The 24,027-nt window shown below is 75.6% G+C and carries 21 protein-coding genes; 16 read left to right on the top strand and 5 right to left on the bottom strand.

Annotation, left to right across the window (positions count from 1 at the left end; translation table 11 throughout):
- Positions 1-202 precede the first annotated feature (202 nt).
- Positions 203-775, top strand: coding sequence for a helix-turn-helix domain-containing protein (locus tag ABZ478_RS10335; RefSeq protein ID WP_143635319.1), 573 nt, complete (start codon positions 203-205; stop codon positions 773-775).
- An 8-nt stretch (positions 776-783) separates the two neighbouring features.
- Positions 784-1,503, top strand: a complete 720-nt coding sequence (locus ABZ478_RS10330; protein WP_359547517.1) for a helical backbone metal receptor — start codon at positions 784-786, stop codon at positions 1,501-1,503.
- Here ABZ478_RS10330 and ABZ478_RS10325 read toward each other — a convergent pair.
- Positions 1,415-2,572: a TDT family transporter gene (locus ABZ478_RS10325; RefSeq protein WP_359547156.1), complete on the bottom strand. Its 1,158-nt coding sequence runs from the start codon at positions 2,570-2,572 to the stop codon at positions 1,415-1,417. The two genes, ABZ478_RS10330 and ABZ478_RS10325, sit on opposite strands and share 89 nt — an antisense overlap.
- Positions 2,573-2,642: 70 nt before the next feature.
- Here ABZ478_RS10325 and ABZ478_RS10320 point away from each other — a divergent pair, with 70 nt between their 5' ends.
- Positions 2,643-3,572, top strand: a complete 930-nt coding sequence (locus tag ABZ478_RS10320; protein ID WP_359547153.1) for a LysR family transcriptional regulator — start codon at positions 2,643-2,645, stop codon at positions 3,570-3,572.
- A gap of 30 nt (positions 3,573-3,602) precedes the next feature.
- Here the strand turns inward: ABZ478_RS10320 and ABZ478_RS10315 are convergent, their stop codons facing one another.
- Together ABZ478_RS10315 and ABZ478_RS10310 are read right to left on the bottom strand one after the other, a co-directional pair.
- Positions 3,603-4,277, bottom strand: a complete 675-nt coding sequence (locus ABZ478_RS10315) for a gamma-glutamyl-gamma-aminobutyrate hydrolase family protein (RefSeq protein ID WP_359547516.1) — start codon at positions 4,275-4,277, stop codon at positions 3,603-3,605.
- 67 nt (positions 4,278-4,344) lie between these two features.
- Positions 4,345-5,097: an FCD domain-containing protein gene (locus tag ABZ478_RS10310; RefSeq protein ID WP_359547151.1), complete on the bottom strand. Its 753-nt coding sequence runs from the start codon at positions 5,095-5,097 to the stop codon at positions 4,345-4,347.
- 96 nt (positions 5,098-5,193) lie between these two features.
- Between ABZ478_RS10310 and ABZ478_RS10305 the strand changes: the two genes are divergently transcribed.
- From ABZ478_RS10305 to ABZ478_RS10290, 4 genes are read left to right on the top strand one after another with little or no spacing between them, the layout of a single operon-like run.
- Positions 5,194-6,552, top strand: a complete 1,359-nt coding sequence (locus tag ABZ478_RS10305; RefSeq protein WP_359547149.1) for a glutamine synthetase family protein — start codon at positions 5,194-5,196, stop codon at positions 6,550-6,552.
- A gap of 26 nt (positions 6,553-6,578) precedes the next feature.
- Entirely contained in the window at positions 6,579-7,952 is a 1,374-nt protein-coding gene (locus tag ABZ478_RS10300; protein ID WP_359547146.1) for an aldehyde dehydrogenase family protein, read from the top strand.
- On the top strand, positions 7,949-8,731 hold the full coding sequence (locus ABZ478_RS10295; protein ID WP_358932098.1) for a 3-oxoacyl-ACP reductase: 783 nt from the start codon (positions 7,949-7,951) through the stop codon (positions 8,729-8,731). The genes ABZ478_RS10300 and ABZ478_RS10295 overlap by 4 nt, the downstream gene beginning before the upstream one ends.
- Before the next feature lie 26 nt (positions 8,732-8,757).
- A complete protein-coding gene (locus tag ABZ478_RS10290; protein ID WP_359547143.1) occupies positions 8,758-9,987 on the top strand; it encodes a haloacid dehalogenase-like hydrolase in 1,230 nt (409 codons plus the stop codon).
- Positions 9,988-10,018: 31 nt separating this feature from the next.
- On the opposite strand, the gene ABZ478_RS10285 is transcribed toward ABZ478_RS10290, so the two are convergent.
- Positions 10,019-11,221 (bottom strand): amino acid deaminase/aldolase, encoded by a 1,203-nt coding sequence (locus ABZ478_RS10285; protein WP_359547141.1) that lies wholly within the window; start codon positions 11,219-11,221, stop codon positions 10,019-10,021.
- Positions 11,222-11,491: 270 nt separating this feature from the next.
- On the opposite strand from ABZ478_RS10285, the gene ABZ478_RS10280 reads away from it, so the two are divergent.
- On the top strand, positions 11,492-13,549 hold the full coding sequence (locus ABZ478_RS10280) for a hypothetical protein (RefSeq protein WP_359547139.1): 2,058 nt from the start codon (positions 11,492-11,494) through the stop codon (positions 13,547-13,549).
- Complete coding sequence (gene mycP, locus ABZ478_RS10275) at positions 13,546-14,745, top strand: type VII secretion-associated serine protease mycosin (protein WP_359547136.1); 1,200 nt, start codon at positions 13,546-13,548, stop codon at positions 14,743-14,745. Before ABZ478_RS10280 ends, mycP begins: the two co-directional genes overlap by 4 nt.
- 47 nt (positions 14,746-14,792) lie before the next feature.
- Here the strand turns inward: mycP and ABZ478_RS10270 are convergent, their stop codons facing one another.
- Entirely contained in the window at positions 14,793-15,671 is an 879-nt protein-coding gene (locus tag ABZ478_RS10270; protein ID WP_359547133.1) for an NAD(P)H-binding protein, read from the bottom strand.
- Between the two features lie 377 nt (positions 15,672-16,048).
- On the opposite strand from ABZ478_RS10270, the gene ABZ478_RS10265 reads away from it, so the two are divergent.
- Genes ABZ478_RS10265 through ABZ478_RS10235 form a run of 7 tightly spaced genes read left to right on the top strand, consistent with a single transcriptional unit; the run spans position 16,049 to position 24,023 of the window.
- On the top strand, positions 16,049-16,951 hold the full coding sequence (locus tag ABZ478_RS10265; RefSeq protein WP_359547131.1) for an AfsA-related hotdog domain-containing protein: 903 nt from the start codon (positions 16,049-16,051) through the stop codon (positions 16,949-16,951).
- A complete protein-coding gene (locus tag ABZ478_RS10260; protein ID WP_359547129.1) occupies positions 16,948-17,589 on the top strand; it encodes an isoprenylcysteine carboxylmethyltransferase family protein in 642 nt (213 codons plus the stop codon). Before ABZ478_RS10265 ends, ABZ478_RS10260 begins: the two co-directional genes overlap by 4 nt.
- Before the next feature lie 3 nt (positions 17,590-17,592).
- Positions 17,593-20,361, top strand: coding sequence for a PEP/pyruvate-binding domain-containing protein (locus ABZ478_RS10255; protein WP_359547126.1), 2,769 nt, complete (start codon positions 17,593-17,595; stop codon positions 20,359-20,361).
- 2 nt (positions 20,362-20,363) lie between these two features.
- Positions 20,364-21,449, top strand: a complete 1,086-nt coding sequence (locus tag ABZ478_RS10250) for a ketoacyl-ACP synthase III family protein (protein WP_359547124.1) — start codon at positions 20,364-20,366, stop codon at positions 21,447-21,449.
- Complete coding sequence (locus ABZ478_RS10245; protein ID WP_359547121.1) at positions 21,446-21,883, top strand: nuclear transport factor 2 family protein; 438 nt, start codon at positions 21,446-21,448, stop codon at positions 21,881-21,883. The genes ABZ478_RS10250 and ABZ478_RS10245 overlap by 4 nt, the downstream gene beginning before the upstream one ends.
- Positions 21,880-23,148 carry a cytochrome P450 gene (locus tag ABZ478_RS10240; RefSeq protein ID WP_359547119.1) on the top strand — a complete coding sequence of 423 codons (1,269 nt, stop codon included), beginning with the start codon at positions 21,880-21,882 and terminating at the stop codon, positions 23,146-23,148. The genes ABZ478_RS10245 and ABZ478_RS10240 overlap by 4 nt, the downstream gene beginning before the upstream one ends.
- On the top strand, positions 23,097-24,023 hold the full coding sequence (locus ABZ478_RS10235) for a hypothetical protein (RefSeq protein WP_359547116.1): 927 nt from the start codon (positions 23,097-23,099) through the stop codon (positions 24,021-24,023). The genes ABZ478_RS10240 and ABZ478_RS10235 overlap by 52 nt, the downstream gene beginning before the upstream one ends.
- Positions 24,024-24,027 lie beyond the last annotated feature (4 nt).

Here is a 24,027-nt window from a genome sequence, read left to right as displayed (position 1 = left end):
GAACAAGCAAGACCCGTCCCGCATCGCGAGCCGCCGCACTGGCGTGAACCGTGGGGGTGCGGGCCCACCGGCGTGTCAGGGATGTGACAGGCGCGTGAAACGGTTTGCCGAACATGCGTAGGGTGCAGACAACTCTTCAGGGGACCGCCCGGCGACGGGCGTCCGGCCGGCGGCACGACGAGTGAAGGAGGGAGCCGGAGCGATGGGCGACCACAAAGAGCAGCAGCCCGTGCGGGTGGGCGCGGCCGTACGGCGGCGGCGTCGCGCGCTGGAGCTCACTCTCGCCGTCGTGGCCGAGCGCACCGGCCTCTCGGTGCCCTTCCTCAGCCAGGTCGAGAACGACAAGGCCCGCCCGAGCCGCGGCTCCCTGGAGAAGCTGGCCGACGCCCTGCGCACCACGGCGGTGGAACTCCTCGCCGCCGCCGACCCCGCGGCCAGCGTCGACGTCGTACGCGCCGAGCCCGTCACCGAGTCCGACTTCCTGCCCCGCACCCGGTCCCTGGTGCGCGGCCACCACCAGCTGCACGCCTCGGAGTTCACCGGCGACCACGACGCCGGGCGCGAGTTCCAGCACCGCAACGACGAGCTGATGTACGTCGCCGACGGCGCCGTCGAGATCGAGGCCGAGGGCCGCGCCTACCGCCTGGGCCGCGGCGACACCCTGTACCTGACCGGCGGGGTCCGCCACCGCTGGCGCGCGACGGTCCCGGACACCCGGGTGATCGTGGTGGCGGTCGCCGAGCACATCGAGGCCGTGCAGGACCGGGCGCGCTAGCTGCCATGGTGCGCGTCGTCTCCCTGGTGCCCTCGCTGACCGAGGCGGTGGCCGAATCGCTGCCCGGCGTGCTGGCCGGGGTCACCGACTGGTGCACGCACCCGCCGGACACCGGGGCCGTCCGGATCGGCGGCACCAAGAACCCGGCCGTCGACCGGATCGTCGCCCTCGCCCCCGACCTGGTGATCGCCAACGAGGAGGAGAACCGCGCTCCCGACCTGGACGCCCTGCGTACGGCGGGGCTCGAGGTGCTGGTCACCGAGGTGCGGGCGGTGCCCCAGGCGTTCCGCGAGCTGGACCGGGTGCTCAGGGCGTGCGGCGCGCCGGCCCGGCCCCGCTGGCTGGACCAGGCGGAGGCGGCCTGGGCGGAGCTGCCCGAACCCCCGGCCCCGACGACGGCGGTCGTGCCCGTCTGGCGCCGCCCCTGGATGGTGCTGGGCCGGGACACCTTCGCGGGCGACGTGCTGGCCCGCCTCGGCGTACGGCACCTGTACGCCGGCCACGCCGACCGCTACCCCCGGGTGCCCCTGGCGGAACTGGTCGCGGCGGACCCGGATTTGGTCGTCCTGCCGGACGAGCCCTACCGCTTCACCGCCGGGGACGGCCCCGAGGCCTTCCCCGGCCTGCGCTGCGCACTGGTCAGCGGACGCCACCTGACCTGGTACGGGCCGTCGCTGGCCGAGGCGCCGCGGGTGCTGGGCGGGGCGCTTCGGGCAGCTCACCGCTGAGCAGCCCCCGTACCGTCCCCGCCGCGGCCGCCAGCCATGCGGCGGTCAGCAGGCCGTAGAGACCGGTGGCCAGCGCGTCGTACACCGCGAGCCCGGTGTGCCCGGCGAGGGAGGCCGCGCCGGTGACGCAGGTGCCCACCGGGAAGGTGAACGCCCACCAGGTCATCGAGAACCCCATGCCCCGCCGCCTGGCCCGGACCACGTGCGCGGAGGCGAGCGCCAGCCACAGCAGCGCGAACCCCATGACCGGCACCCCGTACAGCACCGCGAACACCCCGAGGCCGCGGTCGTAGGGTGCCGGTACGACCCCGGGAGCCGCGTCCGCGATCAGGCCGACGGCGGTGGTGGACTGCCCGAGCGGACCGAGGACCAGGAACAGCCCCGGGGTGAGCGCGAGCGGCAGCGGGCCGGAGACCAGCGGCCGGGCGAAGACGAGCGGCAGTGTCGCCAGCGTGGCCAGCAGGCTCAGCCCGAACAGCGCGAAGCACCCCAGCAGCAGCGTCTCTCGCGGCTGCCCCGGCGGCAGCAGCGGCACGAGGCGCGGCCCGACCGCGGCGGAGACCATCGGCGCGACGAGCGGCAGCAGCCAGACCGGGCCGGCCTCGCGGGGCCCGCCCCGGTGGTGCGCGGCCATCAGGTACGGCACGGCGACGGCGGCCGCCAGCCCCACCGCGGTACCGGCGGTGAACAGGACCGCGTCGAGCGCCAGCGCGGGGCCGGTGCCGATCCAGTCCCGGCCGACCGTCGCCGCACCGCCGCCCACCGCCAGCAGGGCCATCGACAGGCAGCCGTAGAAGGGGGCCACGGCCGGGTCCAGGAGGTGGGCGCGGGCCCGGTCGCGGTGGTGCGTCCAGTGCCGGGCGCGGGCGGCCAGCAGGGCCACCAGCGCGACGAGGGACAGCGCCCACAGCGCGGTGCACGCCCCGCGCAGCCCGGGGACCTGCGCGCGGAGCGCGGCACCGGCCGTGCCGACGACCGAGGTTCCCATGACGCAGGCGTACCAGTTGGGGCCGAGGTGCCGGACCCGGGCGGCACGTGCGGTGGGCAGGGAGTGGGCTGCGATGACCATGTCCGTACGATCCCGCCGCCGGTCCCGGCCGGCCAGGGAGTACCGGTGTATGGGGGCATAAGCTGGTCTTATGAGCGAGCGGAACGCGACGGACGACGGCCTGCCCGGCGGCTCGCTGGCGCACCGGGTGCCCGACCTCGGCGCGCTGGAACTGCTGCTGGCCGTGGCGCGGCTGGGCAGCCTCGGCGCGGCGGCCCGGGAGGTGGGCATCACCCAGCCCGCCGCCAGCAGCCGGCTGCGCTCGATGGAACGGCAGCTCGGTGTGGCCCTGGTCGACCGCTCACCGCGCGGTTCCCGGCTCACTGACGCGGGCGCCCTGGTGACGGACTGGGCCCGGCGGGTGGTGGAGGCGGCGGCGGCCTTCGACGCGGGCGCGCGGGCGCTGCGCGATCGGCGGGACTCCCGGCTGCGGGTCGCGGCGAGCATGACCATCGCCGAGTACCTGCTGCCGGGCTGGCTGCTCGCCCTGCACGCCGAGCGGCCCGACACCGCGGTGTCCCTGCTCGCGGGCAACTCGGCGAAGGTCGCGGAACTGCTCCTGGACGGCGAGGCGGACCTGGGCTTCGTGGAGGGCCTGACGGTTCCGGCGGGCCTGGACTCGGCGGTGATCGCCCGGGACCGTCTGATCGTCGTCACGGCACCCGGGCATCCCTGGGCCCGCCGCCGGCGCCCGCTCACCCCGTCCGAACTGGCGGCCACCCCGCTGATCCTGCGTGAACGCGGCTCCGGCACCCGCCAGGTGCTGGACACGGCGCTCGGCGGCCTGGCCCGGCCGCTGATCGAGCTGTCCTCCACCACGGCGGTGAAGGCCTCGGCGGTGAGCGGCGCCGGCCCGTCGGTGCTGAGCGAGCTGGCGGTGGGGGAGGAGCTGGCGATGCGGCGTCTGGTGCGCATCCCGGTCGAGGGCGTCGCCCTGCGCCGTGACCTGCGCGCGGTGTGGCCGACGGGACACCGGCCCACCGGACCGGCACGGGAACTGCTGTCGCTGACGCGGGGCTAGGGCTTCGCCCGGACCGGGCCCCGGTCCGGCTCAGGACGTGGCGGCCCGTACCAGCGCCCGCATGACCCGGGTGTCGTCCCCCATCTCCGGATGCCACTGGACCCCGAGCACCCAGCCCTCCCCGGGCGGCGGCTCGACCGCCTCCACGGTCCCGTCCGCCGTGTGCGCGCAGGGCACCAGCCCCTGCCCGAGCCGCTCCACCGCCTGATGGTGGTACGTCGGCACGGTCACCTCCTCCGGGACGATCCCGGCGTACCGGGTCCCCGGCACGGGCTTCACCTGATGCCCTCCGAAGACGCCGACCAGCTCCGCGTGCCCGTCCAGGTGCTGCACGAGCGTGCCGCCGAGGGCGACGTTCAGCAGCTGCATGCCCCGGCAGATCCCCAGCAGCGGCACCCCGGCCGTCAACGCCGACTCGATCAGGGCCAGTTCCCAGGCGTCCCGCTCCGGAGCGGGCGGCCCCGTACGGGGGGACCGCTCGGCGCCGTAGCGCGCCGGGTCGACGTCCGGGCCGCCCGCCACGACCAGCCCGTCCAGCCGGGCCACCACGGCGGCGGCCCGCGCGGGCTCGTCCGGCGGCAGCATGGCGGCCAGCCCGCCGGCCCGCTGCACCAGCCGCGGATACGCGGCCGGCAGCAGCGCGGCCGTCAGCTCCCACACCCCCCACCGCGCACCCGGCTCCAGATACGTGCTCACACCGATCAGCGGCCGCACCGTCCCACCGCCCTTCCCGAAGCGCAAAGGTCCACCCGTGCACCTTTGCAGAGCCCGGTCATGCCAGAAACCCCCGCAGCAGCGCCGCCGTGCCCGCGCAGTGCTCGCGCATCACCTCCCGCGCCCCGTCCGCGTCCCCGTCCAGCACCGCCTCGACCAGCGCGGTGTGCTGCCGCTGCGAGTGCTCCAGGTTCCGCACCAGCAGCGGGATGCAGTCCAGCAGGTCGTTGACGCTCGCCCGCACCGCCGCGTACCGGGCGGCCAGCGACGGCGAACCACTCAGCTCGGCCAGTGTCAGGTGCAGCAGCGTGTCCCGCCGCCGGTAGTCGGGGAGCGGGGCCTCGTGGGTGCGGCGCAGGGCCTCGCGCAGCCGCCCGGCCCGCTCCGGGGTCAGCCCGTGCGCCGCGCACAGCCCCGCCGCCCCCACCTCCAGCACCTCGCGGAAGCGCAGCACGTCCTCGATGTCCACCTCGGCGATCCGCCGCCGCAGCTCGTCCTCGCCGCCCACGTCCGCGCGCGGCAGCACGAACGTCCCGCCGTACCGCCCGCGCCGCGACTCCACCAGACCCTGGTCCTGCAGCACCTTCAGCACCTCGCGCAGCGTCACCCGGCTGATGCCGAGCCGCTCCGCCAGCTCCCGTTCGGCGGGCAGCCGCTCACCGCCCGGCACCAGGCCGAGCCGTACCACCTGGAGGATCCGCTCCAGTGCCTCCTCGAAGCCGTTGCCGGCCCGCACCGGCCGCAGCACCGGAGCGAGCCGGTCGGCCGCCGCCCGCGCCCGCCCGCCCCGTGCGTCCGTTTCCCGCGGCATCCGGCCGTGCCCCCTTCCCAGGCAAAGGTTGTGAGCAATACCTTATGGCTCCCGGTCCGGCCGAAAAAGTGCCGAACAGCCGAAGGAGGATCTCCCGTGGCAGACCGCACACCCCCACTGAGCGTCGAGGAACTGCGCGCACTCGTCGCCGGCGGTGAGATCGACACGGTCGTCCTGGCCTTCCCCGACATGCAGGGGCGGCTGCAGGGCAAGCGGTTCGCCGCCCGCTTCTTCCTCGACGAGGTCCTGCACCACGGCACCGAGGGCTGCAACTACCTCCTCGCCGTGGACACCGAGATGAACACGGTCGACGGCTACGCGATGTCCTCCTGGGACCGCGGCTACGGCGACTTCGCCATGCACCCGGACCCCGCCACCCTGCGCCGCGTCCCCTGGCACCCCGGCACCGCCCTGCTCGTCGCCGACCTCGCCTGGAACGACGGCGCCCCGGTCGTCGCCGCGCCCCGCCAGGTCCTGCGCCGCCAGCTCGAACGGCTCGCCGAGCTCGGCTACACCGCCCAGGTCGGCACCGAGCTGGAGTTCATCGTCTTCAAGGACAGCTACGAACAGGCCTGGAACGCGAACTACCAGGGCCTCACCCCGGCCAACCAGTACAACGTCGACTACTCCATCCTCGGCACCGGCCGCGTCGAGCCCCTGCTGCGCCGGCTGCGCAACGACATGGCGGGCGCCGGGCTGACCGTGGAGTCCGCCAAGGGCGAGTGCAACCCCGGCCAGCACGAGATCGTCTTCCGCTACGACGAGGCCCTCGTCACCTGCGACCAGCACGCCCTGTACAAGACCGGCGCCAAGGAGATCGCCGCCCAGGAGGGCGTCTCGATCACCTTCATGGCCAAGTACGACGAGCGCGAGGGCAACTCGTGCCACATCCACCTCTCGCTGGCCGACGCCGACGGCGACAACGCCATGGCCGGAGCCGACGGCATGTCCGACGTGATGCGGCACTTCCTCGCCGGGCAGCTCGCCGCCCTGCGCGACCTCTCCCTCCTCTACGCCCCCAACATCAACTCCTACAAGCGGTTCCAGCCCGGCTCCTTCGCGCCCACCGCCGTCGCCTGGGGCCACGACAACCGCACCTGTGCGCTCCGCGTGGTCGGCCACGGCCGCTCCCTGCGCTTCGAGAACCGCCTCCCCGGCGGCGACGTCAACCCCTACCTCGCCGTCGCCGCACTGGTCGCGGCCGGTCTGCACGGCGTCGAGCAGCGACTCGAACTGCCCGAGCCCTGCCCCGGCAACGCCTACACCGCGGACTTCGAGCACGTGCCCACCACGCTGCGCGAGGCCGCCGAGCTCTGGGAGAACAGCCCCGTGGCCAAGGCCGCCTTCGGCGACGAGGTCGTGGCCCACTACCGGAACATGGCCCGCGTCGAACTCGCCGCCTTCGACGCCGCGGTCACCGACTGGGAACTGCGCCGCTCCTTCGAACGCCTGTGATGCGAACGCCTGTGAAAGGTCCCCACGTGTCCGACCCGCACGAGCTGAAGGTCCTCAACCCCGCCACCGAGGAGGTCGTCGCCACTCTCCCCGCCGCCGGCGCGCCGGACGTGGACGCCGCCGTCGCCCGGGCCGCGCGCGTCCAGCCCCGGTGGGCCGCGCTCGCGCCCGCCGACCGGGCCCGGCTGCTGCGCCGCTTCGCCGACACCGTCGACGGCCACGTCGAGGAACTGGCCCGGCTGGAGGTCCGCGAGGCCGGGCACACCATCGGCAACGCCCGCTGGGAGGCCGGCAACGCCCGCGACCTGCTGCTGTACGCGGCGGGCGGTGCCGAGCGCGTCCTCGGCAGCCAGATCCCGGCGCCCGGCGGCTGGAACGTCACCTTTCGCGAACCCCTCGGCGTCATCGGGGTGATCGCCCCCTGGAACTTCCCCATGCCCATCGCCGCCTGGGGCTCCTTCCCGGCGCTCGCCGCGGGCAACGCCGTCGTCCTCAAGCCCGCCGAGACCACCCCGCTCACCGCCCTCCGCCTCGCCGAACTCGCCCTGGAGGCCGGCCTTCCCGAGCACCTCTTCCAGGTGCTGCCCGGTCACGGCCACACCGCCGGACGCGCACTGGTGGACCACCCGGACATCGCCAAGATCGTGTTCACCGGCTCCACGAGCACCGGCCGCGAGGTCATGGAGCGCTGCGCCCGGCTGGTCAAGCCGGTCACCCTGGAACTCGGCGGCAAGAGCCCGAACGTCGTCTTCGCCGACGCCGACCTCGAGACCGCCCTCGACCCCTTCTCCTTCCTGGACAACGCCGGCCAGGACTGCTGCGCCCGCACCCGCGTCCTGGTGCAGGAATCGGTGTACGAGGAGGCCCGCGAGTTCCTGGCCGGCGCGCTGGCCGCCGTCGTCGTGGGCGACCCGGCCGACGAGAAGACGCGGATGGGTCCGCTGATCTCCCGTCAGCAGCTGGACCGGGTACGGTCCTTCGTGCCCGAGGACGCCCCCGCCCTGCGCGGTGTCGCCCCCGGCGGCCCCGGCTTCTGGTTCCCGCCGACCGTGCTCACCGGCGAACGGCCCGACTCCCGGGCGGCCCGCGAGGAGATCTTCGGACCGGTCGCCGTCCTGCTGCCCTTCACCGACGAGGAGGACGCGGTCCGCCTGGCCAACGACACCCCCTACGGCCTGTCCGGCTCCGTCTGGACCCGGGACGTCGGCCGCGCCCTGCGCGTCTCCCGGGCCGTCCGCGCGGGCAACCTGTCCGTCAACTCTCATGCCAGCGTCCGCTACTGGACCCCCTTCGGCGGCTTCAAGCAGTCCGGACTCGGCCGCGAGCTCGGACCCGACGCCCTGACCGCCTTCACCGAGACCAAGAACGTCTTCATCAGCACGGAGGGCCCCGCACAGTGAACGCAGAACACGTCTGCCGCCGCCTGGTCGGCCGTACCGCCGTCGTCACCGGAGCCGGCAGCGGCATCGGCCTCGCCACCGCCCGCCGGCTCGCCTCCGAAGGAGCCCACGTCGTCTGCGGAGACGTCGACGAGGAGCACGGCAAGGCCGCCGCCGACGAGACCGGCGGGCTCTTCGTGAAGGCCGACGTCACCGACCCCGGGCAGGTCGAGGCGCTGTTCGCGGCGGCCCACGACACCTACGGCAGCGTCGACGTCGCCTTCAACAACGCCGGCATCTCCCCGCCCGACGACGACTCCATCCTGGACACCGGCCTGGAGGCCTGGAAGCGCGTCCAGGAGGTCAACCTCACCTCCGTCTACCTCTGCTGCAAGGCCGCCATCCCGTACATGCGGCGCCAGGGCCGGGGCTCCATCATCAACACGGCGTCCTTCGTGGCCCGGATGGGAGCGGCCACCTCGCAGATCTCGTACACCGCCTCCAAGGGCGGCGTGCTCGCCATGTCCCGTGAACTGGGCGTGCAGTTCGCCCGGGAGGGGATCAGGGTCAACGCCCTGTGCCCTGGCCCGGTCGACACGCCGCTGCTGCGGGAGCTGTTCGCCAAGGACCCGGAGCGCGCCGCGCGCCGCCTGGTGCACATCCCCGTCGGGCGGTTCGCCCGGGCCGAGGAGATCGCCGCCGCCGTCGCCTTCCTGGCCAGCGACGACTCCTCCTTCGTCAACGCCACCGACTTCCTGGTGGACGGCGGGATCTCGGGCGCGTACGTCACCCCCCTGTAAGGGACAGAGGTGTAGGTTCCGCGCATATGCGACTACTTCTCGCGTGGACCCTGGCGGCGGCCGCCGCCCTGGCGGCCGCGCCCACCGCGCCGTCGGCGCGGCCCGGCTGCCCCCGACTGACCACCTCCTGGCACGGCGACAACCGCGCCCGTCTGCAACACGTCATCGACGCCCGCGGCACCTGCTCCGGCCACACCGGCGCGGTCGCCGCGTTCGACTGGGACAACACGGTCACCAAGAACGACGTCACCGACGCCACCCTCTCCTGGGCCCTGCGCCACGACCGCCTGCCGCGTCCCGCCCGCTGGAAGGACACCAGCGCCTGGCTGACCGAGGCCGCCGACAAGGCCCTGACGGCCGCCTGCGGCACCGGGGCGGGCGCGCCCCTCAGGACCTCCGCCGAGCCGCGCTGCACGGACGAGATTGTCGAGATCCGCGAGAACGCCACCACCATGAGCGGTGCCCGCGCCTTCGCGGGCCACTGGAACCACCGGCGCACGGTCCCGCAGTACGCCTGGGTCCCGCAGCTCTTCGCCGGCCGCACCCCCGCCGAACTCGCCTCCTACGCCCGCGCCGCCCGCCGCGAGGCCCTGGCCGCCCCGGTCGGCGCGACCCGCGTCCTCGGCACCCACACCGTCCCCGCCTACGTCCGCCACTACGCCCAGCAGCGCGACCTCATCCGCACCCTGCGCCGGGCCGGATTCCGGGTCTACGTCGTCTCCGCGGGCGCCGAGCCCGTCACCGAGGTCTGGTCCAGGGGCGTCGGCGTGGACGCGGCGCACACGATCGCCATCCGCCCGGTCCTGGACCGCCGGGGCCGGATCACCACCCGGACCGAGGGCTGCGGCGGCGTCCCGGCGACCCGGGGATCGGTCATCCCGTACATCGACGGCAAACGCTGCTGGATCAACCAGGAGGTCTACGGCGTGCGGGGCGCCGCGGCCTGGCAGCGGCAGCCCTGGCAGCGGCGCCCCGTGCTCGCGGCCGGCGACGCCGACACCGACGTCACCTTCGTCGGCGACGCCACCGGCGCCCACCTCGTCATCGACCGCGACAAGCCGGAACTGATGTGCCGGGCCTACGACGACGCCGACCACCGCTGGCTGGTGAACCCCATGTTCATCGACCCGCTGCCGCGCCGGACCGAGCCGTACCCGTGCTCGACCACCGCCTGGACCGCGCCCGACGGCACGCCCGGACCGGTGCGGCGCGCCGACGGCTCGGTGGTGCCGGACCAGGCCGGCCGGACGCCCTGAGCACCCGGCGGGCGAGGTTCGGGGGCGCGGCTCACAGGAAGGTGCGGCCCTCACCGCGATACGTGGGCACGGCCGCCGTGACCGTGTCGCCCTCGATCAGGTGCAGCACGTCGAACCGCTCGCACAGCTCGCCCGCCTTGGCGTGCCGGAACCACACCTTGTCGCCGATCAGCAGATCGTCGGCGGGCGAGCCGAGCAGCGGGGTCTGCACCTCGCCCGGACCCTCCTGCGGGTCGTACGCCAGCCCCTCCGGCAGGTACGGCACCGGCAGCCGGTCTGGGCCGGCGGCGCCGGAGGCCGGATAGCCGCCGCCCAGCACGGTGACGATCCCCACGCCGGGCCGCCGCACGACGGGCTGTGCGAACAGGGCTGCCGGACGCCCGGTGAAAGACGTGTAGTTGTCGAAGAGCCGGGGCACGTAGAGCCCCGAACCGGCGGCGATCTCGGTGACCGCGTCCTCGGCGGCGGTGTGCTGCACGCTGCCCGTGCCGCCGCCGTTGACGAACTCCAGGCCGGGCGCCACGGCGCGTACCGCCCGCACCACCGCCGCGCGCCGCTCGGCCAGCTCCCGCCGTGCGGCGGCCTGCATCAGCCGGATCGCCCGCGAGCGCAGCGGCCGCCCCGCCACCGCGTCCCCGACACCGGCGACATGACCCTCGTACGCCATGATCCCCACCAGCCGGAAGCCCGGCCGCCGGGCCACCGTCCGTGCCAGCTCGGCGAGCTGGGCGGGGGAGTGCAGCGGCGAGCGCCGGGCCCCGACCCGCACCCGGCCGCCCAGCAGCCGCAGCGAGGTGTCCAACTCCAGGCAGACGCGCACCACTTCACGTCCGCCGTCGCGGGCCGCGTCGATCAGGTCGAGCTGCGCCACGTCGTCCACCATCACGGTGACCGCGCCGGCGAGCTTGGGATCGGCGGCCAGTTCCGCGAAACCCGCCCGGTCGGCGGACGGATAGGCGAGGAGGACGTCGTCGAACCCCGAGCGGGCCAGCCACAGGGACTCGGCGAGCGTGAACGACATGATGCCCTGGAAACCGTCCCTGGCCAGGACCCGCTCCAGCAGGGCCCGGCAGCGCACGGACTTGCTGGCGACCCGGACCGGCTTGCCGCCGGCCCGGCGCAGGAGGTCGTCCGCGTTCGCGTCGAACGCCTCCAGGTCCACGATCGCGAGAGGGGCGTCCAGATGGGCGGTGGCCCGGTCGTAACGGGCCCGGTCGGCGGCGCGCGCAGTCATGACGGAAGCGTGCCAGACAGGATTACCGCAGGGTAGGGGGACGATACGGGCAGATGCCACCGGCTCGTGGACTGGTTCTCGTTCTCTCCCGGACAACCCGTAGAGTGACGCGCACGACGGCGGAACGCTCCCGGCCGCATCACCTGAACCGGGATGCCGGTCCAGCCGTACGGGTATGCGTGCCCGGACGGAGCTTCGCACCGGGCACGGCCGAGGAGCACAGCGGCCCGCTCGCGGAAGACGGCCCGGGCACGAGGAAACGGGGGGTGCATGAGCACGGAAGCGCGCCGCGCCCCGATCCCGCCGCGCCCCGCCGACCCGCCCCGCCCCGCCACCCCACCGCGCCCGGCCGACGCGCCCCGAAATCACGCCCCGGAGACCGTCGCGGCGCCCCCGGGCGCACGAGCGTCCGCCCCGCCGGCCGGTGACGGGGAGCCGGGCGGCCACGGCGGCCGGGGGACGAACCGCGTCCCGGCCGCGCCCGCCGCCCAGCCGGGCGAGCGGGGCGGCGAGTCCTGGCCCGGGCACGGGCCCGTGGGCCGGGGCGGCACGGCGCCCGGGAGTGCCGGTGAGCCGAGCCACCACCGAGGCCGCGGCGCCCGCGCCGACGCGGCCGTGCCCTCCCCTCCGGCGGCCGGCCGGGGCACCCCGCAGGGGATCGCCGACCGGCCGGGCGCACGTCGGCCCGGGACGGCACCCATCCCTGCCGAGCCCGCCTCTCCGGCGGACGACGCCGACGACGAGGAGCCCTCGGTCTTCGCACCGCGTGCCGCGCGGAACCCGGCCGGCCGGGCCCCGGTGGAGACGCGGCAGGGCGGCGAGCGGTCCGGCGCCGCGCGCACGGCCGACGGCCCCCGCTTCCCCGCCTTCCCCTCCGCCGCCGTCCCCGGCGGCGCCGACCCGTCGGGCCCGCCTCCGCCGCCCGCCTCCGCCCGCTTCCCCGACGCCCCGCCGACCGCGGCACGCGCCGTGGCACCGTCCCGGCGGCCGGGCGCACCCGCCGAGTCCGCGGCGGAGACGACGACCCGGCTGCGGCCCGTTCCGGCTGCGCCGCAGCAGCGTCGTTCCGGTTCCGCCGCCTCGGCGGCGGAGCGGCCGGGCGCACCCGCCGAGTCCGCGGCGGAGACGACGACCCGGCTGCGGCCGGTCCCGGCTGCGCCCGAGCAGCGCCGCTCCGGCTCCGCGCCCGGGGCCGCCCCGGGCCCTGGCGGCTCGCTCCCGGCGTCCGGTCCGGACCGCCCGGTCTCCGCCCAGCGGCCCGCCGCCACCCACCCGGCCTCCACGCAGGCTCCCGCCGGCCCTGCCTCCCAGCCGCCGCCCGCCCGCCCGGCCTCCGGGCAGCAGCCCGCCCCGTCCCCCCGCGCCGCGACCCCGCCGGCCCCGGCGTCGCCGCCGGGGTCCGGCCCGCGTGACGGGCGGCCCGCGTGGAGTCCGGGCGACCCCGCCCACCCGGCGAGCCCCGCGCCGATGTCGCCGGACCCCGTCCTGTCCTGGAGCGCGGACGGGGCCGCCCGGCCCGTCGTGTCGTTCGGGGAGCCCGAGTACGGTGAGCGCCCGCGCACCCGGACCCCGGCGTGGCTGCGGCCCCGCACCGCCGCTGCCGCCGCCTGCCTGGTCCTCGGTCTCGGACTCATCGGCGGTGCGGTGACCGGGAGTTGGCTCACCGGCGACGGTTCCGACGGCAAGGCGGGCACCGGGTTCAGCGCGGCCGGAGCGCTGTGGCACAGCGTGCCCGTGGACCGGCTGTTCCCGCCCACCGTCCAGGGCACCGGCGCCGGTCCCGGCGGCGCCGACCGGACCTGGACGCGGATCGCCGTCGCCCCGGACAGCGCCTGCGCCGGCGCCTTCGACCCGCTGCTGCGCAAGGTCCTCGCCCCGGTCGGCTGCCGGCGGCTCCTGCGCGCCACCTACACCGACGCCACCCAGAGCCACGTCACCACCGTGGGCCTGCTGTTCACCAAGGGCGACCCCGCCGCCATGTCCGCGCTCGCGGCCCGCTTCCGCGACGAACACCTGGACCGGCGCGCCGACCTGATGCCCCGGCCGTACGCCGCCAAGGGCACCGCCGCGGCCCGGTTCGGCGACGGGCAGCGCGCCACCTGGACCGTCTCCGTCCTCACCGACGCCCCCGTCGTCGCCTACGCCGTGTCCGGCTGGGCCGACGGCCGTACGGTCGACTCGCCGCAGCCCGCCGCCGACGCCGCACGGTCCGGCGCCGGCTCGGCAGCAGCCCAGGCCGGCCTCGGCCAGGAGGCGCAGGGGCTGGCCGACCGCGTCGAACGCCGGCTGCGCCAGACCGCCGGACCGGCCACGGAGAGCCCCTCATGAGGCGAACGACGCGCCGCCGCCCGCGCGGGGCCGGGTCGGCGGTGAGCCTGCTGCTCGCCGGCTCCCTCGTCCTGCTGCCGTCCGCCGCCGCCCACGCCGACGGCATCCGTGCCCAGCAGTGGAGCCTGTCCGCCCTGCGCCTGGACGAGGCCTGGCAGACCACCAAGGGCCGGGGTGTCACCGTCGCCGTGCTCGACACCGGGGTCGAGGCCGGCCACCCGGACCTGGCCGGCAACGTCCTCGCCGCCAAGGACATGATCGGTTTCGGCGCCGGTCCCGGCGACCGCGACTGGGCCCGGCACGGCACGGCCATGGCCGGCATCATCGCCGGACACGGCCACGGCGCCGGACACACCGCAGGCGTCATGGGCGTCGCCCCCGAGGCGAAGATCCTGCCCGTGCGGGTCATCCTCGAGGACGGCGACTCCGCCCGCGGCAAGGCCCGTACCACCCGGGGCAACGCCCTCGCCGACGGCATCCGCTGGGCCGCCGACCACGGCGCCGACGTCATCAACCTCTCCCTCGGCGACGACTCCGACTCCGCCCATCCGGAGCCGAGCGAGGACGAGGCCGTGCAGTACGCCCTGAAGAAGGGCGTGGTGGTCGTGGCCTCCGCGGGCAACGGCGGCGCCAAGGGCGACCACGTCTCCTACCCGGCCGCCTACCCGGGCGTCATCGCCGCCACCGCCGTCGACCGCTACGGCACCCGCGCCTCCTTCTCCACCCGCCGCTGGTACGCGGCGGTCAGCGCGCCCGGCGTGAACGTCGTGATCGCCGACCCCGACCACAAGTACTACGAGGGCTGGGGCACCTCGGCCGCCGCCGCGTACGTCTCGGGCGCGGCGGCCCTGGTCAAGGCGGCCCGTCCGGAGCTGACCCCGGCCCAGGTCAAGAAGATCCTGGAGGACACCGCCCGCGACGCCCCGGTGGGCGGCCGGGACGACTCCCGCGGCTTCGGCATGATCGACCCCGCGGCGGCCCTGAAGGCCGCGGCCCGCCTCGAACCCCGGAGCCTGCGCCCGGCGTCGTACGGGGAGAAGTACTTCGGCCCCGGCCCGGACACCGCCAGGGCCACCGCGTCCACGTCCGGCTGGGCGGGCCCGCTCGCGGGCGGCACCGGCGCGGTGCTGCTGGTGGCCGGTGCGGTCCTGTGGCGGGGCCGGCACCAGGGCCGGCGGCGGAACGAGGAGTTCTAAGCCGTGTCCGCGAAGTCGCGACGCAAGCGCGACTTCGCGGACACGGCCTAGACCCGCGCGGCTCCGGAGAGCACCGCGGGCACCGGTGCGAACGCCTCCCGGTGGTCCGCCGCCCACCGCGCGTACGGCCGGGCCGGACGGCCGGTGAGGCGGACGAAGGCGGGGTCCACCTTGGCCTTGCGGCCCCTCGACTGCCGCTCGGCGCCGCGCAGCAGAGCCTCGACCACATGCGGCGGATGACGGCGCGACCAGCGGGCCGCGGCCTGCTCCGCCGTCAGCTCGCGGCACACCAGCGGACGGCCCAGCACCCTGGAAAGCTGCCGGGTCTGCCCCTCGGCGGAGATCGCCTCCGGGCCGGTGAGCGCGTGGATCCGGCCCGCGTGACCGGTTGAGGTCAGCGCGGCCACCGCGACCTCGGCGAGGTCACGGGGATCGACGCAGGCGGTCGGCGCCCCGGGGTGCAGGGCGTGCACCACACCCTCGGAGCGGATCGAGCCCGCCCACGCCAGCGTGTTCGACATGAACGCGCGCGGGCGCAGCAGCGTCCACTCCAGGCCGCAGGCGCGCAGGAGGTCCTCGCAGTCCCGCTGCCAGCGCGTGATCAGGTCGTCGGCGTCGTCCTCACCGGCCGCGTACGCGGACAGCTTCACCACGTGCCGCACCCCGGCCGCCTCCGCGGCCCGCAGGAAGCGCGCGTCGCTGTCGCCGCCGGGATCACGGGTGACCAGGAACGCCCGGTCCACCCCCGCGAGCGCGCGCAGCAGGGAGCCGTGGTCCTGGTACGAGCCGACGGCCACCTCCGCGCCCGGGCCGAGCTCCGGCAGCCGGGCCGGGTCACGGCAGAACAACCGCACGGGGCCGGCCGACGCCAGCGTCCTCGCCACCTCGCCGCCCACCACACCGGTCGCGCCCGTCACCAGAATCATGCGGAGACCTCCCCAGCGGGATCACGGGGAACGGACCCGGCCGGCGACCGCGTACGGACCCTCGAAAAGTGAACGGACGACCGATCGTGGTCCGTACCGCTGACCCGTCGCTGACATGCGGACAACGCTGTCATGCCGGACGACGCTGCCGCCGGCAGGGGTCAGCGGCATGTCAGGTGGCTCGTCAAGACTGCCGCGAACACCGGGCCGACGACGGCCCGCACCGAAGCGGCCGGCCAACCGGGCCCGGCGCCGCGGACGCGCCCCACGCGGTGGACCGGGGGCCGCGCGGCGCGCCGCCACCGCGAGCGCGGGACGACGACGCCGCGGGCCGGCCCGAGCCGAGCGACAGCACAGTCAGGAATCGAGGAAGACGGATGACCACGCCAACGACCCGAGCCCAGACACGCGTTCAGCAGACCGGCCACGGCCCCGCCGGGGCACCGCACCCCGCGGCCCGCGGCTACGACGCCGACTCCTGGCTCACCCACCTCACCGTCGACCAGGGCGACCCGTTCTTCTACGACCACCCGCTGGACCACGTCCCCGGCATGCTCCTGGTGTGCGCCATGGCGGACGCCGTCAGCGACCGCGTCGACGTCCCGGCGGGCTCCCGGGTGAAATGGGTCGTCAACTTCCGGGTGATGCCCGAGCTGAACCCGGGCCTGGTGCTCTACGCCGCGCCGCCGGAGAACGGCCGCCACACCCTGCGCGTCACCCAGGGCCCGACCGTCGTCTCGGACAGCTGGTTCACCCTCACCACGGACGCGGAGGGCGACCGGCCCGGCGCGGCGCCCCCGCCGTCCGCCCCGGCCGCCGAGCCCGCCCGCGCCTTCCTGGTGCACCGCACCCGCCCGGAGAACGTCATGCTCGGCGAACCCCTCGCCGACGACGGTGTGTTCACCGCCGCGGTCCTGCTGCCGGAGGCCGGGCACACCCTGGCGAGCCGGCGCCCGGGCCGGCGCTCGGTGAAGTCGGTCGTCGAGGCCGGCCGCCAGTTCGCCACCTGGCTCTCGCACCGGGTCGGCGGCTGGCCGGACGAGGTGCAGATGCTGTGGCTGCGGCTCACCGCCGACCTGCCCGCCGACCTGCCCGCCACGCTCCCGCTGGCGCTGCGCTGGCGGCAGACCCGCATGTCCGACGACAAGGCCCGGCTCACCTTCGAGCTGATCGCCGGCGAGGGGCCGGGCACCAGGATCGGCAGCCTCGTCTACGTCAGCAAGGGCCTGACCCCCGAGGCCTACCGGTCCTTCCGCGCCGGTGCCGGGGCGGCGGCATGAACCAGCGCCTCGTCGTCCTCGTCCTGCGCGCCCTGCTGCCGGTGACCTGCGCCCTGTTCGCCCTCGCCATCGCGCTCCAGCTCACCTCGGACACCGCGGGACCGCACGCCGTGGCCGCCCTGTTCGCGGGCCTCTACGTGCTGTGGATCCTCGCCGAGACCGGCATCACCGTGCGCCACCCCAAGCAGTCCGCCGCCGAGAACAGCACGCTGCTGCCGTACGCCCTGACCCGGGCCGGCACCGGTGTCTCCGCGGTGCTGTGGCCGCTGCCCTGGCACACCTGGTCGGTGTGGCTGACCGTGCCCGTCGTGGTGTTCACCGCGTCCGTCGCGCTGCGCCTGACCGCCATCCGCACCCTCGGCCGCTTCTACTCCCACCACGTGGTCCGCTACTCCGACCACTCCATCGTCACCCACGGCCCCTACCGGCACGTACGGCATCCGGCGTACACCGGGATGCTGCTGGCCAACGCCGCGTTCGTGGCGTTCTTCTGCAACCCGCTCAGCGTGCTGTTCCTGCTCGCCCTGGCCACGGTGATCGTGTGGCGGATCCGGGTCGAGGAGCGCGTGCTGTGGGCCGTCCCCGGCTACCCGGGGTACGCGGGCGGCCGGGCGCGGCTGCTGCCGGGGGTGTGGTAGTCCATGGCCTCCACGACCCCGCTCGCCCACTCCGGGCCGGCCACCGGACACGGCCCGCTGCTGGCCGGCACCGGCGGCGATCCCGGCACCGCGCCGGCCGACCCGGCCCTGGTGGGCCACAAGTTCTCCCGGCAGCACGAGATGCGCCGCGCCGGGCTACCCGTCCCCGCCTTCTTCGCGCTGACCGCCGAGGCGTACACCGCCTGCGTGCCGGTACCCGCCGGCTTCCCGGGCGCCGGGGCGGGCACCGAGGAGCTGACCGCCTGGGCCCGCGCCGCGCGCGACGAGGTCCGCGCCGCCCCGCTGCCGCCCGGCCTCGCCCGGCAGGTGCTCGCCGGCTTCGACGAACTCGCAGGTCCCGAAGGACTGGTGGCCGTACGCGGCTGCGTCGCCGCCCAGCCGGACGGCAGCGGCGAGGACGGCGCCGACGACCCGTTCGCCGGACTCTCCGACAGCTACCTGTACGTCCGCCGGGAAGCCCTCCTGGACCGTGTCGCGGACTGCTGGGCCTCCGCCTACAACCCCGAGGCCGTGCTCTACCGCGTGCGGCGCGGCGTCGACGCCACCGCCGTACGGGTCGCGGTCGGCGTCCAGCGGATGGTGCCCGGCGTGCGGTCCTTCGTGATGTTCACCAGCGATCCGCGCGGCGGCGCCGACCAGGCGGTGGTGGCCGCCGCACACGGCATCGGCGAGGGCATCGTGCAGGAGAAGGCCGACATCGACCACTTCTTCATGGACCGCGCCACCGGCGCCGTACGGGCCGAACTCACCGTCAAGTCCGTGATGGCGGGCCTGGACCCGGCCCGGCCGGACGCCGGCCCGGTGCTGCTGTCCGTCCCGGACGCGCTCGGCGGACCGCCCGTGCTGTCCGACGACGAGGTCCGCGCCATCGGCGCGCTGGCCGCCCGCGCCGAGGAACTCTTCGGCGGCCCCCAGGACATCGAGGGCACCCTCACCGCCGACGGCCGGATCCACCTCGTCCAGGCCCGGCCCGTGGTCCGCGCCGCGGCCCCGCGCGAGGAGAGCGCGCCGCCGGTGCCGTGGACCAACCACAACCTCACCGAGTCCTTCCCCGGCGTCACCTCCACGCTGACCTACTCCCAGGCCCGCGTCTTCTACCGGACCGGCTTCGCCGACTTCTACCGGCGGCTCGGCGTGCCCGAGGACTCCCTGCGCCGCGGCCAGCACCACCTCAGCCGGATGATCGGGCACCTCGACGGGCGGGTCTACTACCGCCTCGACGCCTGGTTCGCGCTGCACGGCCAGATCCCCGGCTTCGACCTCATCCGCCCCATGTGGCAGCGCTCCCTCGGCCTCACCGAACACGAGCAGGACACCGCCCCGGACCGGGCGGCCCGCCGCCGCGCCTGGAAGCAGGTCCTGCGCGCCGCCCCCCGCCTCACCCGCGCCTACGTGGCCCAGCCGCGCCGGCTGCGCGAGTTCCTGCGCTGGTGGGACGAGCTGATGGCGCGCTGGCCGTCCTTCGAGGACTGCACCACCGACGAACTCATCGCCCGCTACCGCACCATGTGGGCCGAGGCGGAACACCGCTGGGGCGTCACCATGGTCGCCAGCTACTTCGCCCTGGTCTCCCTGACCTGCGCCGACGCCCTCCTGGAGCGCTGGGTGCCGGACGGCCGCGCGCTGCTGCCCCGCCTCATGGGCGGCGGCCGCCCCAACCGCACCCTCGCCTCCGTCCGCTCGGCCCTCGCCCTCGCCGAACGCGCGGCCGCCGACCCGGCCCTGCGCACCGCCGTCCTGGAACGCCCCGCGCCCGAGGTCTGGCGCGAGATCACCGAGGGGAAGTACGGCACCGCCACCGCCGACGCCTTCGCCCGGCACCTGCGGACCTACGGCGACCGCGCGCTGCACGACCTGAAACTGGAGGTCCTCACCCCGCGCCAGGAACCCTGGCAGATCGTCACCGCGCTGCGCCCCTTCATCGGCCAGGGGCTGACCGTCGCCGCCAACGAGGCCGACGAGGCCGCCGCCCGCGACGCCGCCCGGCACGCCCTGCGCGAGGCCTGCCCCGCCCCGCTCAAGCGGGCCGCGCTCGGCGCCGTGCTGGCCTCGCTGCGGTTCAGCGTCAAGGCCCGTGAGGACACCCGGTTCTGCCGCAGCCAGCTCTACGGCGTCTCCCGCGAGGTCATGCGCGGGCTCGCCCGCCGGCTCGTCGAGGCGGGACTGCTGGACCGGGCCGAGGACGTCGTCCACCTCCAGACCGAGGAGGTGCTCGGTGCCTTCGACGGCACCCTGCCCGACACCGACCTGCGCGCGCTGGTGAGCCGGCGCGCCGCCCGGTTCGCCGGGAGCGCGGCCGCCGCCGACCCGCCCGCGTACTTCACCGTCCCCGGCGGCCTGCCCGTGCCGGTCGCGCTGGCCTCCCGGCAGGACACCGCGGCGGCCGGAGGACCCGACGCGGACGGCGTGCTGCGCGGCATCGCCTCCAGCAGCGGCACGGCACGCGGCCGCGCCCTCGTCGTCCGGGACACCGACGTACCGCCCGAGCGCTGCGTGGGCCGGATCCTCGTCGCCAAGGAGACCGACCCCGGCTGGCTGGCGCTGATGATGGCCGCCAAGGGCATCGTCGTCGAGCGCGGCAGCCTCGTCTCGCACACCGCCATCAGCGGCCGGCTGCTCGGCGTCCCCACGGTCGTCGCGGTCCGCGAGGCCATGACGGCCATCGAGGACGGCGCCTGGATCGAGCTCGACGGCACCAACGGCACCGTACGGCTGCTGCCCGGCGACGGCACCGCGGCGGGGGAGGACTGACCGTGCGCGTGACCAACCTGTTCATCGACGGCCTCGGCTGCTACCTGCCCCGGCCCCACCCGGCCGACCGCGCGGTCGCCGAGGGCCGCTACGCCGAGGACGAGTGGCGGGCCGGCGGCTGGACCGGCGCCGCCGTCGCGGGCGCCGTATCGCCGCCCGAGATGGCGGTGGAGGCCGCCCGCACCGCACTGGAACGCTCCGCGCACCCGGCCGCCGACATCGCGCTCGTGCTGCACGCCTCGCTGCACGAGCAGGGACCCGAACTGTGGACCCCGCACCAGTACGTGCTCCGGCACGCGGTCGGCACCCGGGTCCCGGCCATGGAGGTCCGGCAGGGCTGCAACGCGGCCCTCGGCGCCATGGAACTGGCCCACGGCCACCTGAGCGCCGACCCGTCCCGCACGGCCGCGCTGGTTACCGCCGCCGAGAACTTCGGCACCGAACGCGTCGACCGCTGGCGCTACCAGAGCGGCGCCCGGATGAAACGCCCGTCCATCCTCGGCGACGCGGCCACCGCCGCCGTGCTGTCCACCCGGGGCGGCTTCGCCCGCGTCCTGTCCCTCGTCTCCGGCTCGCTGCCCGAACTGGAGGAGATGAACCGGCCGCGCGGCCCCCTCTTCCCGCCCCGGCGCACCCGCACCGGCCGGATCGACCTGGTCGCCCGGATGATCGACTACGCCCGCAGCGACCCCGGCGCCGCCACCCTGGCCCGCAAGGCCGTGGACGCGGCCCGCACCGAGACCGGACTGCGCGCCATCGAGGACGCCGGACTGCGGCCCGGCGACATCACCCGCGTCACCCACGTCCTGTCCGGCGGCCCCGAGTACATCCGCTCGGTCCTCGAACCCCTGGGCATCGACCCGGCCCGCGGCGTCCTCGAGTTCGGCCGCGCCCTCGGTCACATGACCACCAGCGACCACTTCGCCGCCCTGCACCACCTCGTGGAGACCCGCGAAGTCGGCCCCGGCGACCGGGTGCTGATGCTCAACAACAGCTTCGGCGTCTCCCTGTTCGCCGCCGTCGTCGAGATCACCGCCACCCCGTCCTGGGCCACCGGGACGCCCTCCCCGTACAAGGAACGGACATGACCCAGCAGCAGACCCTCACCCCGGCACTCGGGGCCACGACCGCCGTGGACCGGTGGATCGACGCCCTGAAGGAGGGCTGGCGGGCCCGCGACGCGGACGCCATCGCCGCCCTCTTCACCGACGACGCCGTCTACCACCAGGGCCCCTACGGCGCCCCGCACACCGGCCGCGACGCCGTCGCCGCGCACTGGCGCACCACCCTGTCCCGGCAGAAGGACGCCCGCATGTGGTTCGGCGAGCCCGTCGTCTCCGGCGGGCGGGCCGCCGTGGAATGGTGGTGCGTCCTGTACGACCCGGCCACCGGCGCGCCCCGCAACGCGGCCGGCTGCCTGGTGCTCCGCTTCGCCGCCGACGGCCGCTGCGCCTCCTTCCACGAGTACTGGCACGGCGCCCCGGACCAGGAGCTCGAGCCCGCCGAGGGGTGGCTGCGATGACCGGGGCGCCCGCCGTGCGGTGCCCGGTCACCGGGGCCGGCCCGGACCGGCAGCCGCCCGCCTACCCCTTCCCGGACCTGCCCGGCATCAGCCTCGACCCCGGCCGGCTCGCCCGCCTCCGCGAGGAGCCGCTGGTGCCGGTGCGGCTCGGGAACGGCCGGGACGCGGTGCTCGTGACCCGTCACGAGGACGTCAGGACGGTGCTGTCCGACGACCGCTTCAGCCGCGAGGCCTGGGCCGGCGGCACCCTGTTCGCCCGGAAGTCGAGCGCCCTGGCCCTGGTCACCAGCGACGCGCCCACCCACACCCGGCGCCGCAGCCGCGTCCAGGCCCGCTTCACCCACCGCAGGGCCGAGGAGGACCGGCCCCGCATCGCCGCGATCGCCGCGGAACTGCTGGACCGGCTGCGCGCCGCCGACGGCCCCGTCGACCTGATCGCCGAGTTCACCACCCCGTTCCCGTACCGGGTGATCTGCGAGATGCTCGGCGTGCCCGTGGCCGACCTGGACCGGCTCCTGCCCGAGGTCACCGTCATGATGTCCGCCGGGCGCTTCACCCCCGAGGAGAGCGCCCGGGCCCACTCCTTCATGTACGACTACTTCTTCGGGCAGCTCACCGAGCGCCGCGCGGCCGTCGAGGCCGGCCGGCCCGGCGACGACCTGCTCACCCAGCTGCTGACCGCGCCGCCGGACACCAGGCTCAGCGACGAGGAGATCGCCGTCTTCGGCTTCGGCCTGATGATGGCGGGCGGCGAGACCACCGCCTCCCACCTCGCCATGTGCGTGCTGCACGTGCTCGGCACGCCCGGCCTCGCCGACCGGCTGCGCCGCGACCCCTCGGCGGTCCCGGCCGCCGTGGAGGAACTGGTGCGCTGGGTCTGGTTCGCCGGCACCGGTGGCCAGCCGCACGTCACCACCGAGGAGGTGGCCCTTGCGGGCCACGTCCTGCCCGCCGGCCAGGTGGTCGTCCCGCTCACCGACGCGGCCAACCGCGACCCGGACGTCTTCCCCGACCCGGACGTCTTCCGCGCCGACCGCTCGCCCAACCCGCACATCGGGTTCGGCCACGGCCGCCACCTGTGCCTCGGCGCGGCCCACGCGCGCGTGGAGCTCCAGGAGGGCCTCACCGCCGTGCTCGGCCGGCTCGACGGACTGGAACTCGCCGTCGACCCGGCCGAACTGGACTGGCGGGACCGGATGTTCATGCGCGGCGTGTGGGAACTCCCCGTGCGCGTCCGCCCGGCGGGTCGGGCACGGCCGTGCTGAGCCGCTGGGCCCGCTTCGTGGCGGGCAGCTACCCACCGCTGCCGTCCGTGGCGTTCGCGTTCCTGTGGGCCTACGGCGTCTCCGGGCTGTTCGCGGTCGTCCAGCCCACGCACCCCGCCTGGCGCCCCGGCCTGGGCACGCTCACCGCGGCGCTCACGCTCACCGTCACGCTGCTGCTGATGCGGGCCGTGGACGACATCCGGGACCTCGCCTACGACCGCGCGTTCAACCCCCGTCGGCCGCTGGCCTCCGGCGTCGTGCGCGAGCGCGACCTGCTCGTGCTGTGCGCGGCCGGCGCGGTTCTCGTCCTCGTCCTGAACGCGGGCCGCCCGGCCGCCCTCGCGGTGCTCGCCGGGCAACTCCTCTACTGCGTCCTGGTGCTGGCCGCCGACCGGGCCCTGGACTGGCCCCCGGGCGACCGGCTGCTGCTCAGCCTCCTGATCAGCTTCCCCGCCCAACTGCTGCTGCACATCTACCTCTACACCCGCTACCTGGGCGACACCGGGCAGAGCGCCGGGCGCGGGGGAGTGCTGGCCATCGTGATCACGGTGCTGGTCACCGTCCACCTGGAGTTCGCCAAGAAGATCACCCGCAGGCTCAAGCCCGGTGAGCGCAGCTACGTCAGCACCCTCGGCCTCGGTGGCACCGTCGCCGTGGCGCTCGCCGCCCCCGTGCTGTCGGTGCTCCTGCTGGTCACGCAGGCCCGCCCGGAGGCGCTGCTGGTGCCGCTCGCCCTGCTGCCGCTGCTGCTGCCCGCCCGGGCCGGCTGGCGGTTCTTCCGGGCCCACGCCCCGCGCTGGCCGGCCGCTTCCGCCGCCTACTACGTCCTGTCCACCTTCGCCTGCTACCTGGCACTGAGCCTGGCCTACGGCTGACCGG

The organism is Streptomyces sp. NPDC005706 (assembly GCF_040631045.1).
Lineage (GTDB): Bacteria > Actinomycetota > Actinomycetes > Streptomycetales > Streptomycetaceae > Streptomyces.
The sequence above is the reverse complement of the archived record's forward strand: the minus strand, read 5'-3'. Positions and strand labels throughout refer to the sequence as shown.